General features: G+C 62.7%; 15 protein-coding genes. 7 read left to right on the top strand and 8 right to left on the bottom strand.

The genetic code is table 11. The annotated features are described in order from the left end of the window. Positions 1–13: 13 nt before the first annotated feature. The 4 genes from M1E16_RS07030 to M1E16_RS07015 form a co-directional block, all read right to left on the bottom strand. Positions 14–1300: an MFS transporter gene (locus M1E16_RS07030; RefSeq protein WP_458129522.1), complete on the bottom strand. Its 1287-nt coding sequence runs from the start codon at positions 1298–1300 to the stop codon at positions 14–16. 284 nt (positions 1301–1584) lie between these two features. Further along, positions 1585–2127, bottom strand: a complete 543-nt coding sequence (locus tag M1E16_RS07025; protein ID WP_458129521.1) for a DUF2937 family protein — start codon at positions 2125–2127, stop codon at positions 1585–1587. Positions 2128–2139: 12 nt separating this feature from the next. Then, positions 2140–2916 (bottom strand): class II glutamine amidotransferase, encoded by a 777-nt coding sequence (locus tag M1E16_RS07020; protein WP_305496182.1) that lies wholly within the window; start codon positions 2914–2916, stop codon positions 2140–2142. A 31-nt stretch (positions 2917–2947) separates the two neighbouring features. After that, positions 2948–3442 carry an MFS transporter gene (locus tag M1E16_RS07015; protein WP_305496183.1) on the bottom strand — a complete coding sequence of 165 codons (495 nt, stop codon included), beginning with the start codon at positions 3440–3442 and terminating at the stop codon, positions 2948–2950. 159 nt (positions 3443–3601) lie between these two features. Between M1E16_RS07015 and M1E16_RS07010 the strand changes: the two genes are divergently transcribed. Continuing rightward, positions 3602–5656, top strand: a complete 2055-nt coding sequence (locus M1E16_RS07010) for a S9 family peptidase (RefSeq protein WP_458129520.1) — start codon at positions 3602–3604, stop codon at positions 5654–5656. Positions 5657–5866: 210 nt separating this feature from the next. Beyond that, positions 5867–6340 (top strand): cyclic nucleotide-binding domain-containing protein, encoded by a 474-nt coding sequence (locus tag M1E16_RS07005; RefSeq protein WP_434569467.1) that lies wholly within the window; start codon positions 5867–5869, stop codon positions 6338–6340. A 139-nt stretch (positions 6341–6479) separates the two neighbouring features. Here M1E16_RS07005 and M1E16_RS07000 read toward each other — a convergent pair whose 3' ends face one another. After that, a complete protein-coding gene (locus M1E16_RS07000; protein ID WP_434695573.1) occupies positions 6480–6767 on the bottom strand; it encodes a hypothetical protein in 288 nt (95 codons plus the stop codon). A gap of 76 nt (positions 6768–6843) precedes the next feature. Here M1E16_RS07000 and M1E16_RS06995 point away from each other — a divergent pair, with 76 nt between their 5' ends. The 4 genes from M1E16_RS06995 (at position 6844) to M1E16_RS06980 (ending at position 9057) form a co-directional block, all read left to right on the top strand. Further along, the gene (locus M1E16_RS06995) at positions 6844–7530 is read left to right on the top strand and encodes a spermidine synthase (RefSeq protein WP_458129519.1); all 687 of its coding nucleotides are present in this window, start codon (positions 6844–6846) and stop codon (positions 7528–7530) included. A 47-nt stretch (positions 7531–7577) separates the two neighbouring features. Beyond that, positions 7578–7952: a YajD family HNH nuclease gene (locus M1E16_RS06990; RefSeq protein WP_003184246.1), complete on the top strand. Its 375-nt coding sequence runs from the start codon at positions 7578–7580 to the stop codon at positions 7950–7952. Between the two features lie 179 nt (positions 7953–8131). Further along, positions 8132–8602 carry an RNA methyltransferase gene (locus M1E16_RS06985; RefSeq protein WP_264432809.1) on the top strand — a complete coding sequence of 157 codons (471 nt, stop codon included), beginning with the start codon at positions 8132–8134 and terminating at the stop codon, positions 8600–8602. Positions 8603–8679: 77 nt separating this feature from the next. Next, positions 8680–9057 (top strand): YgaP family membrane protein, encoded by a 378-nt coding sequence (locus M1E16_RS06980; RefSeq protein WP_434603062.1) that lies wholly within the window; start codon positions 8680–8682, stop codon positions 9055–9057. A gap of 137 nt (positions 9058–9194) precedes the next feature. Here M1E16_RS06980 and M1E16_RS06975 read toward each other — a convergent pair whose 3' ends face one another. Together M1E16_RS06975 and M1E16_RS06970 are read right to left on the bottom strand one after the other, a co-directional pair. Continuing rightward, entirely contained in the window at positions 9195–10424 is a 1230-nt protein-coding gene (locus M1E16_RS06975; RefSeq protein ID WP_458129518.1) for a hypothetical protein, read from the bottom strand. Positions 10425–10454: 30 nt separating this feature from the next. Then, positions 10455–10904 carry a YcgN family cysteine cluster protein gene (locus tag M1E16_RS06970; protein ID WP_003184256.1) on the bottom strand — a complete coding sequence of 150 codons (450 nt, stop codon included), beginning with the start codon at positions 10902–10904 and terminating at the stop codon, positions 10455–10457. A 160-nt stretch (positions 10905–11064) separates the two neighbouring features. Between M1E16_RS06970 and M1E16_RS06965 the strand changes: the two genes are divergently transcribed. After that, on the top strand, positions 11065–11658 hold the full coding sequence (locus M1E16_RS06965) for a nitroreductase family protein (RefSeq protein ID WP_434695576.1): 594 nt from the start codon (positions 11065–11067) through the stop codon (positions 11656–11658). Positions 11659–11783: 125 nt separating this feature from the next. Here M1E16_RS06965 and M1E16_RS06960 read toward each other — a convergent pair whose 3' ends face one another. Then, positions 11784–12716, bottom strand: a complete 933-nt coding sequence (locus M1E16_RS06960; RefSeq protein WP_458129517.1) for a D-2-hydroxyacid dehydrogenase — start codon at positions 12714–12716, stop codon at positions 11784–11786. Between the last annotated feature and the right edge of the window lie 103 nt (positions 12717–12819).

Below are 12819 nucleotides of genomic sequence, written 5' to 3'. Positions count from 1 at the left end.
CACAGGTTATCAATCAGTCGGCTTCCAACTGCTTGCCCTGAGTCTCCGGCAGGCTCAGGGCCGCCAGGATCACCACGCCATAGGACACCGCCGCGAAGGCTCCGATGCCGACGCTCAGCGGCACCTTCTGGCTCAGGATACCGATCAACAGCGGAAACAGCGCCGCCACCGCGCGGCCAATGTTGTAGCAGAAGCCCTGCCCCGATCCGCGGATGCGCGTGGGGAACAGTTCGGTGAGGAACGACCCCATGCCGCTGAACATGCCCGAAGCGAAGAAGCCCAAGGGGAACCCTAGCCACAGCATCACGTTGTTGCTCACCGGCACCTGGGTATACAGCAGCACGATAGTGAAGGAACCGACGGCAAACAGGACGAAATTTTTCTTGCGCCCGAGGATGTCGGACAGGTAGGCGCTGATGACGTAACCCACGTAAGAGCCGACGATCACCATCGCCAGGTAGCCGCCGGTACTCAGGACGCTCAAGCCGCGCTCGTTTTTCAGGAAGGTCGGCAGCCAGGAGGTGATGGCGTAGTAGCCGCCCAGCGCGCCAGTGGTCAGCAGCGAGGCTCGAATCGTCGTGAACAAAATGCCGGGGGCAAAAATCTCGTAGAACTTCGCCGGGTTCTCGGGCGTCAGCCGGGCCTTGGTCTGGTTATAGACTTCCGGATCCTTGACCAGCCGGCGAACGAAGATCACGAACACCGCCGGCACGATGCCGAGGATGAACAATGCGCGCCAGGCGTCTTCCGGCGGCAGCACCGAGAACAGCAGCGCATACAGAATCGCCGTCATGCCCCAGCCCAGGGCCCAGCCCGATTGCACCATGCCGACCGCCTTGCCACGGTCCTTGGCGCGAATCACTTCGCCCATCAACACGGCGCCGGCGGTCCACTCGCCGCCGAAGCCGAAGCCCATCAGCGTGCGGGCGATCAACAGTTGTTCGTAGTTCTGGGCGAAACCGCAGAGGAAGGTGAAGAAGGCGAACCACAATACCGTCAATTGCAACGTGCGCACCCGACCGATGCGGTCCGAGAGAATGCCCGCCACCCAGCCGCCGATGGCCGAAGCGATCAAGGTGCTGGTGTGAATCAGCCCCGCTTCACCCGTGCTGATGCCCCACATCGCGATGAGCGTCGGCACTACGAAGCTGAGCATCTGGGTGTCCATGCCGTCCAGGGCGTAACCGATCTTGCAGCTCCAGAAGGTGCGCCGTTCCTGCTGGTTGATGTTGCGATACCAATCGAACGGACCGGAGCGGGCCTGGGGTTGGGGGACGTCGAGCGTGTCGGGTGCACTCATGGTGGTTCTCCACGGGTTTTATTGTTGTGAGTCTCGACGACGCTGGCGTGGAGACCGTTGCCCCGATTCTTGAGCCCACGGTCGATCGCGTCCAACGAATAAAACCTTGGCCGGGTCATAAGAAAAAGTTGATTGGGCAGCACATCGCCAGGAAAGGCGGATCGCTTTTGTGGCGAGGGAGCTTGCTCCCGCTCGAGTGCGTAGCGCTCGCAAAATCTTGGGGCCGCTCCGCAGCCCAGCGGGAGCAAGCTCCCTCGCCACAGGAGGCTCACTGAACAATCGAGTCAGAGCCCGCGCAGGTCACGCTCTTCGATCGGCCGGCTCTGGCGCAGGCGCTTGCCGCCCAGCACCACCCAGTCGATCAGGCGGAACAGGCATTCCAGGCCGAACGACAGCAACATCGCGCCGCTGATGCCCCAGATCATCGCCTCGGGGGTCAGCAGGATCTGGTAGCTGTAGCCGTTCCAGGTTTCCTTGCGGATGTCCGGATCGGCGGCCAGGGCCACCTGCAGCAGGCGGATGTACCACGGGCCCTGCATTGCCTGGAACTGCTTGTCCAAAGCCTGCTGGCGCACGAGCAAGGTGTTCAGGCTGTTGGCATCGCTGCGAAAGATCGGGTCTTCACTGGCGCGGTAATGCGCCACCAGGGCCTGCATGTCACCCTTGAAGAACTGGTTGGCGGTGCCCTGGAACCCCTGCAGGCCAGTCTGCGCCTCGATCAGGTGGGCCTCGACCCGCTTGGCGTAATCATTGACGAAGCCCGGCACCTGGACCCCAACCAGCAGGCCCACCGCGAACAACACCAACCGTAGATAACTGAGCAACATAACGTGACGTCCTTATTCGGTCCGGCCGTGGCTGACGCATTCGCCGCGTCGCCACAGGCTCCATTGGCCCGGTTCGTAGCGGGTCCAGGTTTCGTTTTCGGTCAAGGGTTCGGTGGCAATCACCGTGACCACGTCGTTGGGCGTGGTTTCGGCCTGGAAGTCGACAATCACGTCCACATCCTTGAGCCGCGCCGGGCCGAACGGTGCGCGCCGGGTGATCTGCGCCAGTTTGGTCGAGCAATAGCAGAACAGCCAGTCGCCGTCGCTGAGCAGGCAATTGAACACGCCCTTGCTGCGGTATTCGCTGCACGCCTCGATCAAGGCCGGCAGCAACTGCTCGACCTCCACCGGCTCAGGATAAGCCTGGCGCACGCGGTTGAGCAGGTCGCAGAACGCCGCCTCGCTGTCGGTATCGCCCACCGGGCGGTAGAAACTCACGCCCGGCTGGAAATCGGCGAGCTGGCCGTTGTGGGCGAAACACCAGTTGCGCCCCCACAACTCCCGCACGAACGGGTGGGTGTTGGACAGGCAGACCTTGCCGACATTGGCCTGGCGGATGTGACCGATGACCACTTCGCTCTTGATCGGATAGCGTTGCACCAGGTTCGCCACTTCCGACTCGCTGCTGGCGGCCGGGTCCTGGAACAGGCGCAGGCCACGGCCTTCATAAAAAGCGATGCCCCAGCCGTCGCGGTGCGGCCCGGTCTTGCCGCCGCGCTGCATCAGGCCGGTGAAGCTGAAGACGATATCGGTCGGCACATTGGCGCTCATGCCCAATAACTCACACATGCTCGAACCCTCGTTTGATTGGGCAGCCCGGTTACAGGCGCGGTTCGATACGCGAACGCTGGGGATTGCTCGGCACGGGTGGGCGACCATAACGGTCATCACCGGCCACGCCGAACGCAGGCTCGTCGTCAGGCTCGGCAGCGGCGGCCGCTTTGGCTGCGGCGGCCCGCTCCTGGCGAGCCTTGGCCGCGCGTTCGACAGGAATACGGATCAGCACCAGGACCAGATAGAGGCCGAAGGCGATCATGGCGTACATGAGCAGGTCGGACGCTGCGCGCCAGACGTTGTTGCCAACCTTGAAGAGCAAGTCCAGGGCGGCAATGGCCAGCGCCGGGGCGACCTTTTCCTTCACCGGGTCGACGATGGTCGGGCTGAACAGCAACACCGCCATCAGCAGCCGCAGCGGCTCGCGCAACCAGCGCCACATGAAGCGGGTCATGCGCATCCACACCAGGAGGCAGCCGAGGGCGGCGAAGGCGTAGAGACCCCAGGCAATCAGATAATCGTTCTCGGTCATGGTGTCCATGGCAAGGCAGGCAAAGAGGCGCTTATAGTAACGGCTTTTCGCTCGTCAGGCTGCCCCGGCATCTGCCGGGTGCCCGGCGGGGTGAGTTTTTCGGTCCAGCTACCGAACTGACCCCGTCGGCCACTTGTCCCTGTTCGTATCATGCTTGAGAGTTTTTCCATGCCCCTATCCGCCCACGTTCCCGACGCCCCGATTGCCCGCAAGGCCCCCGGTGTTGACCCCTACGCCTGGCTGCAGGAGCGCGACACCGACGCCGTGCTCGAATACCTGAAGGCTGAAAACAGCTACCAGCAAGCCCGGCTCGCCGATCAGGCCGAACTGCGCGAAACGCTGTTCCAGGAAATCAAGGGACGAATCCTCGAAACCGACCTCTCCCTGCCCTCGCCCTGGGGCCCTTACCTGTATTACACCCGCACCACGGCGGGTGATGAATACGCTCGCCATTACCGCTGCCCGCGTCCGGCCGATGACAGCCTGACGGTCGATGAAAGTCGTGAGCAGCTGTTGCTGGACCCGAACGCGCTGGCCGACGGCGGTTTCTTCTCCCTCGGCGCGTTCAGCATCAGCCCCGACCATCAGCGTCTGGCCTACAGCCTGGACACCAGCGGCGATGAGATCTACACGCTGTTCGTCAAAGAACTGTCCAACGACAAGGTCAGCGAGCTGTCCTTCGAAAACTGCGACGGCAGCATGACCTGGGCCAACGACAGCCTGACGCTGTTCTTCGGCGAACTTGACGATACCCACCGCCCGCACAAGCTGTTGCGCTATCGCCTGGACGGCACCGCCGCCGAAGAAGTGTTCCATGAGCCGGGCGGGCGTTTTTTCCTGCATTGCTACCGTTCTAGCTCCGAGCGGCAGTTGATCCTGTCCCTGGGCAGCAAGACCACCAGCGAAGTCTGGGTGCTGGACGCGGCGCAACCACAACAACCGTTTACCTGCGTCGCGCCACGGGTAGAGAACCACGAATACGATGTCGACCATGGCCTGCTCGAAGGGCAATGGACCTGGTTCATCCGCAGCAACCGCGACGGCATCAATTTCGCCCTGTACCAGGCGCCCGATATGGGCGAAGCGCCGGCCGAAGCCGACTGGCAGAACCTGATCCCCCACAGTGACACGGTGATGATTGACGGCCTGAGCCTGAACGCCAGCGCCATGACATTGAGCCTGCGCGAGGGCGGCCTGCCGATCATCGAAGTCCACCCACAAGGTTTACCGGCCTATCGGGTGCAATTGCCGGACGCGGCCTACAGCCTGCACGTGCAGAATAGCCTGGAGTTTGTCAGCGAGCGCATTCGCCTGCGCTACGAAGCGCTGAATCGTCCGGCGCAGATCCGCCAGCTGGACCTGGCCAGCGGTGCTCAGGTCGTACTCAAGCAAACCCCGGTACTGGGTCCGTTTGATGCCGATGCGTATGTCAGCCAACGGCTTTGGGCGACGGCACCGGACGGTACGCAAGTTCCCATCAGCCTGGTGGTCAAGCGCGAGGCCTTGGGCAAGCCCGTGCCGCTGTACTTGTACGGCTACGGCGCCTATGGCGAAAGCCTCGACCCGTGGTTTTCTCATTCGCGCTTGAGCCTGCTGGATCGTGGCGTAGCGTTTGCCATCGCCCATGTGCGCGGGGGCGGCGAACTGGGTGAGGCCTGGTATCGCGCTGGCAAGCAGGAGCACAAGCACAACACTTTCAGTGATTTCATCGCTTGCGCCGAATACCTGATCGCCCAGGGCTTCACCTCGGCCGATCAGTTGGCGATCAGCGGCGGCAGCGCCGGTGGCCTGCTGATCGGCGCAGTCCTCAACCAACGCCCGGAGCTGTTCAAGGTGGCGATCGCCGAAGTGCCGTTCGTCGACGTGCTCAACACCATGCTCGACCCCGAACTGCCACTGACCGTGACCGAATACGACGAATGGGGCAACCCCGAGGAGCCGGACGTCTATGATCGGATCCGGGCCTACGCGCCGTACGAAAACGTCCGCGCCCAGGCGTATCCGGCAATGCTGGTGATCGCCGGCTACAACGACAGCCGCGTGCAGTACTGGGAAGCGGCCAAATGGGTGGCGAAACTGCGCGCGACCAAGACCGACGAAAACCCGCTGCTACTCAAGACCGAACTGGGCGCTGGCCATGGCGGCATGAGCGGCCGCTACCAGGGATTGCGTGACGTAGCGCTCGAATATGCATTTGTCTTGAAGGTTTTGGGCGTCGCTTGAGGAACTCTGTGGGATGGCCGGGTCTTAGCTCCATACCTGGCTCGACTGGATCAAATGTGGGAGCGAGCCTGCTCGCGATGACGGTGGATCGGCCTGCCCCAACGTTGGCTGACAGACCGAATTCGCGAGCAGGCTCGCTCCCACAGGGAATCGCCTTAAATTCAAGACAATCCAAAACCGCAGAACACGATAAGAAAAGACCGTGACGACATGTCAGAACCGACCTTACTGAACAACCAAATTCGCGACTGGCTGATGGACTGTGGTCTGTTCGACCAACTGCTGCCCGTCGACTTTGCCGCGGCATCGGGCTATTTCAGCATCAGTACCGTCGCCCAGGGCGAAGCGATTTTTCGCGAGGGCGATGCCGGCAGTTTCATGTGCATCCTTCACACCGGCCAGGTGGCCGTGCAGAAAACCGGCCCCGACGGCCAGCCCGTGACCATCGCCACGCTGCGCAGCGGCCGCGCCTTCGGCGAAATGGCCGTGCTCGACGGCGAACGACGCTCGGCCAGTTGCATCGCGGCCACCGAATGTCAGTTGTTGAACCTGGGCAAGGACTCCCTGGAAAAAATGCTCAACGACGCACCGAAGATCGCCGCCAAGATCATCCGCGCCCTTGCCGTCTCCCTGTCCAAGCGCCTGCGCATGGCCGACGGGCAGTTGCTGTCGCAGCAGGTGTAGCGCTTTCTATCTCTAAATACAGAACCTGTGGGAGCGAGCCTGCTCGCGAAGGCGTCAGATCAGTCAGTGTCTCTGCTGCCTGACACACCGCTTTCGCGAGCAGGCTCGCTCCCACAGGTTATGGCGTCGAGTTAAAAATCTAACCCCCCGGCGACTTGGCCTTCGGCGGCTTCGGCTCCATGCCCGGGATCGGCTGGTCCTTCGGCGGCCTGGGCATTTCGATCGGCGGCAACAGCGGCGGGCCGCCACCCGGTGGGGCAGCCTTGGGCACGCCGTTGGGCGTGACCGGCGGATACGGCATCGGCGTAGCGGTGCCCGGCGCCCCGGGGATGCTCGGCGGGCTGACAGGAATCGTCGGCTGCTGGGCCTGGGCGCAACTTATCGAGAGCGCCGCCACGGCAATGGCCGTTAGAATGGTGCACTTCATCAATGGCTCCGTGGCTATTGTCTGCTTTCAGGCTAGTCCCAACCGGGCCGGTCTGCCCCATTCCCATGAGATTTCCATGAAACGTTTCGTTCTGCTCGACACCACGCCCATTCCCGACAACGGCGGTGCCTTGTGCCTTTTCGGGTATGGCGAAGACTTCGTCATCAAGATCCAGGGCGGTGACGGCGGACAGTTGATGAATACCCGCATGCACGGTTCCGAAGATGCCCTGGCCGAGATTCCCTGTCGCAAGGTCGCCGGCCGTCCCGGCTCGCGGGTGCTGATCGGTGGTCTCGGCATGGGCTTCACCCTCGCCTCCGCCCTCAAACACCTGGGCAAGAGCGCCGAAGTGGTAGTGGCTGAACTGGTCCCGGGGGTGGTCGAGTGGAACCGCGGCCCCCTCGGCGAAAAGGCCGGGCGACCGCTGTCGGACCCCCGCACCGTGATCCGCATGGAAGACGTCGCCAAGGTCCTGCAAGCCGAGCCGCAGGGGTTCGACGCGATCATGCTGGATGTCGACAACGGCCCGGAAGGCCTTACCCAGAAAGCCAACAGTTGGCTGTATTCGGCCGGCGGCCTGGCCGCGTGCGCCAAGGCCCTGCGCCCCAAGGGCGTGCTGGCGGTATGGTCGGCCAGCGCTGACCGGCAGTTTTCCGACAAGCTGAAAAAGGCCGGCTTCAAGGCCGAAGAGGTGCAAGTGTTCGCCCATGGCAACAAAGGCACCCGCCACACCATCTGGATTGCCGAGAAGCTCAAGGGCTGAGCTAAACTCTGTCCAACCGTCATCAGTCTTTTTACAAAGGTGAACCCATGAGTTCGTCCACCCCACCGTCCAACACCGCCAAGCTCGACCGCATCCTCGCCGACGCCCAGCGCGACCGGGAAATGGGCTACCGCGACAAAGCCCTGAAAATGTACCCCCACGTCTGCGGTCGCTGCGCCCGCGAGTTTTCCGGCAAGCGCCTGAGCGAACTGACCGTCCATCACCGTGACCACAACCACGACAACAACCCGCAGGACGGTTCCAACTGGGAACTGCTGTGCCTGTACTGCCACGACAACGAGCACTCGCGCTACACCGACCAGCAATACTTCGGCGACGGCTCCCTGAGCACGCCGAAGATCGCCAAGGCGACGCACAACCCCTTCGCCGCGTTGGCCGGGTTGATGAAAAAAGACGAGTGAGCCCGCAAGGCCGCCTTCGCGAGCAGGCTCGCTCCCACATTGGATTTTTGCTGTTCACAAAATGCTGTGGGAGCGAGCCTGCTCGCGAAGGCGGTCAACCAGCCCACCACACATCTCGAACCTGACCACCCTCCCCCATTCCCCGTATAATCGCGCCTTTTCCCAAAGGCACCCCGTCCGTGGCCAACAAACGCTACAGCTGCATCGGTCTGTTCAACCCCAAGTCGCCGGAAAACGTCGGTTCGGTCATGCGTGCCGCCGGCTGCTACGGCGTCGCGTCGGTGTTCTATACCGGCAAGCGCTACGAACGCGCTGCCGACTTCGTTACCGACACCAAAAAAGTCCACTACGACATCCCGCTGATCGGCATCGACGACCTGAAAAAAATCCTGCCCCTGGGCTGCGTGCCGGTGGCCGTCGAGCTGGTGGACGGCGCCCGTCCCTTGCCCGAATACACCCATCCGGACCGGGCCCTGTACATCTTCGGCCCGGAAGACGGTTCCCTGGACAAGGACATCCGCGACTGGTGCGAAGACGTGATCTATATCCCCACCAACGGCTGCATGAACCTGGCCGCTACGGTCAACGTCGTGCTCTACGACCGCATGGCCAAAGGCAACAACACCCGCTCGGGGCCGCAATTTCGCTGACCGGCGGAAAATTCCATGGAACGACGGATTCGCTCTGGCAGTCAGCTTTATACACATCCCCACACTGGAGACAGATCATGAGCGACAACAATCCGTTCGGGCCGGTTGAGACCACCCCTTTCCAAACCCGCAGTCCGCAGAATGTGCACGGCTGGGAGCGCATTGGGTCACTGGCCGGTGGGGTGCTGATGATGGGCAAGGGCTTGCGCCGCGGCGGTGTGATCGGCCTGGCCCAACTGGCAATCGGCGGCATGGCCCTGGCCCGCGGCATCACCGGGCATTGTTCGGCCAAGACCCTGCTGGAAAAAAATCGTCAGCACCTGCACGACGCCCGCGCCCGGATCGAGCAGGCCGGCGATGAACTGAGCCGCATGAAAACCAATGCCGAGGCGGCTACCGGTACCGCTACGGTGACGGGGAATGATTCGTTGGTTTCGCCGAAGGCTGGGCTCTGATTTTTGCGGTGAGGCTGATGGCCCCTTCGTCGGAACGCCGCCCGGAGCAGGCTCGCTCCCACAGGGAGTTGGTTGATTACAAAGGGTAAGTCAACCGAAGATCCAGTGTGGGAGCGAGCCTGCTCGCGAAAGCGGTACTACTGAAGTAACCGAGTATCCAGGACAGTTGAGCCTCCGCCCAGGATGCTCTCGCTGAGCTGCACAAACTCTTCGGTGTCGACGGTTTCCAACCGCATCACCCCTTGCAGCACATCATCCAGCGAACGCTTGTTGCGGGTTTTCAGGCGGATTTCCCGGTCCAGCTCCTGCAACAGCAGCACCGCCTTGGACACCATCGCCGGGCTTACCTGTTCACCACGCAACGTCGTGACGCCCTTGCTGTCCCGGGCGAGTCGACCATTCAATGCCTGATAACGCTCGTCGCTCATGCCGCCGGCACGGCGCAGCAATTCGATAGCGTAATACTCGTTGAGCCCTTCGCTGATCCAGTCGCTGCGATCATGATCATTGATGCGCGCCAGCACCTGGACCAACTCCCGCAATAACGGGCTGCTGCCCCGTTCGCTGACCAATGCCGGACGGCTGTGCAGGTAAATCGATTCATGGCCGCCCTGGGCGCCACGCCACATCGGATCGCCCGCGCCAATGATCAACAGCTTGGCCGGATGGCGCGGCACGATTGCCTGCACCTGCGGCCAGACGAAGGTCAGCAGCGTCAGCACGTCCATCCGCCGCATGCCCTGGCCTCGCGGCGATGCCACGGTCACTTCGGTCTCGCCCAGGCGCGTGCGGCGGCTGCCGAGCTTGCCGGCCAGCATCCAGCCCGTCGGCCGGTCGAACAGGCGCGAAGGGTTGTCGATGCGAAAACGCTGCTTGCCGATACGCGGCCAGGGCGTCTCGATGCTTTGCCAGCCACCCGGCAATTCGAATTCCAGGCGTGAAACCAGCTCAGTGCCGTCCTGCTGATCCAGCCTGGCTGGCGGTACCAGATCATCACCGCGCAGCAGCGCCCATCCGGGGGTCATGCGGGTCTCAAAGGAGCCGTTTTTGCGCGACTCGCTGAGGCGGACGCGATAAGTCAGGCTCGCCTTGTCAGCAGCTGGGCGCCAGACGCCCCGAGCTTCGTGACCGGGGGTCAGTTGCCACTGGCCATCGGCTTTGAAATCACTGTAGCGACCATCGCTTCCAAGATCGAAATCCAGGCTGCGCACCGCCGAGCCCCGCGCCAGCGTCAGGCGCACTTCGGCCTGGTCGCTCTGCGGCAACAGGTGGACGTGATAATCCAGATCGACTTTCTGCGCCGCCCACAGCGGTCCGCTCACTGCCAGCAGCCCGGCCGCCAGCAACCATTTCAATCCTGCAGCCATGGGCTCTCCTGGGGTGCGATGGCGGGTGGTTCAGCCGGCGCGGAAAATCAGGTGATCTTCCCAATCCTCTTCAGCCACGCTGCCTTCGGCGAGCATGCGCCCGGATTGGGAGATGCGTTCGTGGTGCACCGCGTCACGGTCGCCGCAGACCAGATGGTGCCACAGCGGCAGGTCCTTGCCCTCGCTGACCAGGCGATAGCCGCAGGTTGGCGGCAACCATTTGAACTCATCGGCCTTGCCCGGCGTGAGCTGGATGCAATCAGGAACAAAGTCGCGACGATTGGGGTAATCGGTGCACTGACATGTCTTCAGGTCGAGCAACTTGCAGGCGATGCGCGTGTAGTAGACGCTGTTGTCGTCTTCGTCTTCGAGCTTTTGCAGGCAGCACAGGCCACAGCCGTCACACAGCGATTCCCACTCTTGTGAATCAAGCTGATCGAGGGTTTTGCGTATCCAGAACGGTTCGACTTTGGCGGCCATGGCTCAAGCATCAACATCACGTGGTGAAAAGGCCGACAGTCTAGTGCCGGGGCCTCTTGAGGCCAAGCATTGGCGACTGTCGGTACAAGGGGGCTTGTCAGCCCGGATGTCTGGACGTAGGTTGCTTCATCACGTTCCCGATCCCAGCCAAGGTAAGCCCATGAGTGCCAATCCCCGCATCGCCGAATACGCCATCCACCCCCAATTCATCGAACGCTGGTCGCCCCGCGCTTTCACCGCTGAAAGCATTTCCCAAGAAACCCTGCTGAGCTTCTTCGAAGCCGCGCGCTGGGCGCCTTCGGCCTACAACTCGCAGCCGTGGCGTTTCCTGTATGCCCGTCGCGACACGCCGAACTGGGAGCGTTACCTGGGCCTGCTCAACGAATTCAACCGTGGCTGGGCCCAACACGCCTCGGCGCTGGTGATCATCGCCTCGAAAACCACCTTCGCGGTGCCCGGCGCCACCGAGGAAACCCCGGCCCAGTGCCACACCTTCGACACGGGCGCGGCCTGGGGCCACCTGGCGTTGCAAGCGAGCCTCAGCGGCTGGCACACCCATGGCATGGCCGGCTTCGACCAGGAGCTGACCCGCAAGGAACTGAAGATACCCGACGGCTACGCTCTGCACGCGGCCGTGGCGATTGGCAAGCTGGGAGACAAATCGACGCTGGCCGACTACCTCCAGGCCCGCGAAGTGCCGAGCCCGCGCCGGCCGTTGAGCGAGCTGGTGGCCGAGGGTGATTTCACCCTCTGATCTCGACACAATCCTGTGGGAGCGAGCCTGCTCGCGAAAGCGCCCAGTCAGACATAGGGATGTCGACTGGCACACCGCTATCGCGAGCAGGCTCGCTCCCACAATGGACCGCGCTGAATCCCGGATCAGTAGCCCCGACTGAAATCCACTTCCCCGCGCAACGCTTCGCCGGCCTCATAGGCGCGCAGGTTATCCAGGAACAACTGCACCATCATCGGCGGCGACGTCGGTGCGGAGCTGTGGCCGGTCAGCAACAATCCCCAGGCGGTCCAGAACGGATGGCGCTGTGGCAACGGCTCCTGGCGGCACACGTCGATTACCGCACCGGCCAGGTGCCCGTCCTGCAACGCTTGCACCAGGTCCGCGTCGACCACGGCCACGCCACGGCCGACATTGATGAACAGCCCGGTGGGTTTGAATTGCTTGAACAACGCCGCGTCGTAGATATCGTGAGTGTCCGGTGTATTCGGCAACAGGTTGATCACGTAGTCCACCTCCCCCACCAGACGGGGCAAGTCCTGCAACGCGCCAACTTCAATAAACGGCGCCAACTCCCGAGCTTCACTGGCGATGCCGTACAACTGCACGCCAAATGGCACCAGGAACTCAGCCACGCGGCGACCGATATCGCCGGTCCCGACGATCAATACCTTGCGGCCCGCCAGGCTCTGGCTCTGGCGATTATCCCATTTGCGCTCCACCTGGCTGACCAGGCGCGCCAGGACTTCGCGCTCATGCCCGAGCATGTAGGTGAGCACATATTCGGCCATGACCTGGCCAAAAATGCCCACCGCGCGGGTCAGACGGTAGTCACGGGTCAGGCCCTCGGCCAGCAGCGGCGTGATGCCTGCCCAGGTCGATTGCAGCCAACGGGGCTTGTGGCCCTGACGCAACAAGGTCGCCAGCAAGTCCGGCTGGCCGAGCCAGACCGGGCAATCGGCGGCCAGGCGTGACAGCTCAGCGGAGTCGCCGCTGGTCAGGATTTCGATATCGGCTGCAGCCTGGCGCAGGAGCTGGGCATACATCGCGTGGTCGTGTTCGGCAATCAGAACGCGCATGGATCAAACCTTTCAAAAACAGTGCAAACGACCGCCGACAGAGTGTTGCTCCATCTTCGCGGCCATCCCGATAATCATTCCAGTGTTTCGAGAGCCCCCAGGA

The sequence above is a fragment of the Pseudomonas sp. Z2-11 genome (assembly GCF_054161305.1).
This window is presented reverse-complemented; position numbering and strand designations above follow the sequence as displayed.

Excerpts from the sequence above, each read along its gene's own strand:
- M1E16_RS07030 (WP_458129522.1), bottom strand. The coding sequence starts at position 1,300 with ATGAGTGCACCCGACACGCTCGACGTCCCCCAACCCCAGGCCCGCTCC.
- M1E16_RS07025 (WP_458129521.1), bottom strand. The coding sequence starts at position 2,127 with ATGTTGCTCAGTTATCTACGGTTGGTGTTGTTCGCGGTGGGCCTGCTG.
- M1E16_RS07020 (WP_305496182.1), bottom strand. The coding sequence starts at position 2,916 with ATGTGTGAGTTATTGGGCATGAGCGCCAATGTGCCGACCGATATCGTC.
- M1E16_RS07015 (WP_305496183.1), bottom strand. The coding sequence starts at position 3,442 with ATGGACACCATGACCGAGAACGATTATCTGATTGCCTGGGGTCTCTAC.
- M1E16_RS07010 (WP_458129520.1), top strand. The coding sequence starts at position 3,602 with ATGCCCCTATCCGCCCACGTTCCCGACGCCCCGATTGCCCGCAAGGCC.
- M1E16_RS07005 (WP_434569467.1), top strand. The coding sequence starts at position 5,867 with ATGTCAGAACCGACCTTACTGAACAACCAAATTCGCGACTGGCTGATG.
- M1E16_RS07000 (WP_434695573.1), bottom strand. The coding sequence starts at position 6,767 with ATGAAGTGCACCATTCTAACGGCCATTGCCGTGGCGGCGCTCTCGATA.
- M1E16_RS06995 (WP_458129519.1), top strand. The coding sequence starts at position 6,844 with ATGAAACGTTTCGTTCTGCTCGACACCACGCCCATTCCCGACAACGGC.
- M1E16_RS06990 (WP_003184246.1), top strand. The coding sequence starts at position 7,578 with ATGAGTTCGTCCACCCCACCGTCCAACACCGCCAAGCTCGACCGCATC.
- M1E16_RS06980 (WP_434603062.1), top strand. The coding sequence starts at position 8,680 with ATGAGCGACAACAATCCGTTCGGGCCGGTTGAGACCACCCCTTTCCAA.
- M1E16_RS06975 (WP_458129518.1), bottom strand. The coding sequence starts at position 10,424 with ATGGCTGCAGGATTGAAATGGTTGCTGGCGGCCGGGCTGCTGGCAGTG.
- M1E16_RS06970 (WP_003184256.1), bottom strand. The coding sequence starts at position 10,904 with ATGGCCGCCAAAGTCGAACCGTTCTGGATACGCAAAACCCTCGATCAG.
- M1E16_RS06965 (WP_434695576.1), top strand. The coding sequence starts at position 11,065 with ATGAGTGCCAATCCCCGCATCGCCGAATACGCCATCCACCCCCAATTC.
- M1E16_RS06960 (WP_458129517.1), bottom strand. The coding sequence starts at position 12,716 with ATGCGCGTTCTGATTGCCGAACACGACCACGCGATGTATGCCCAGCTC.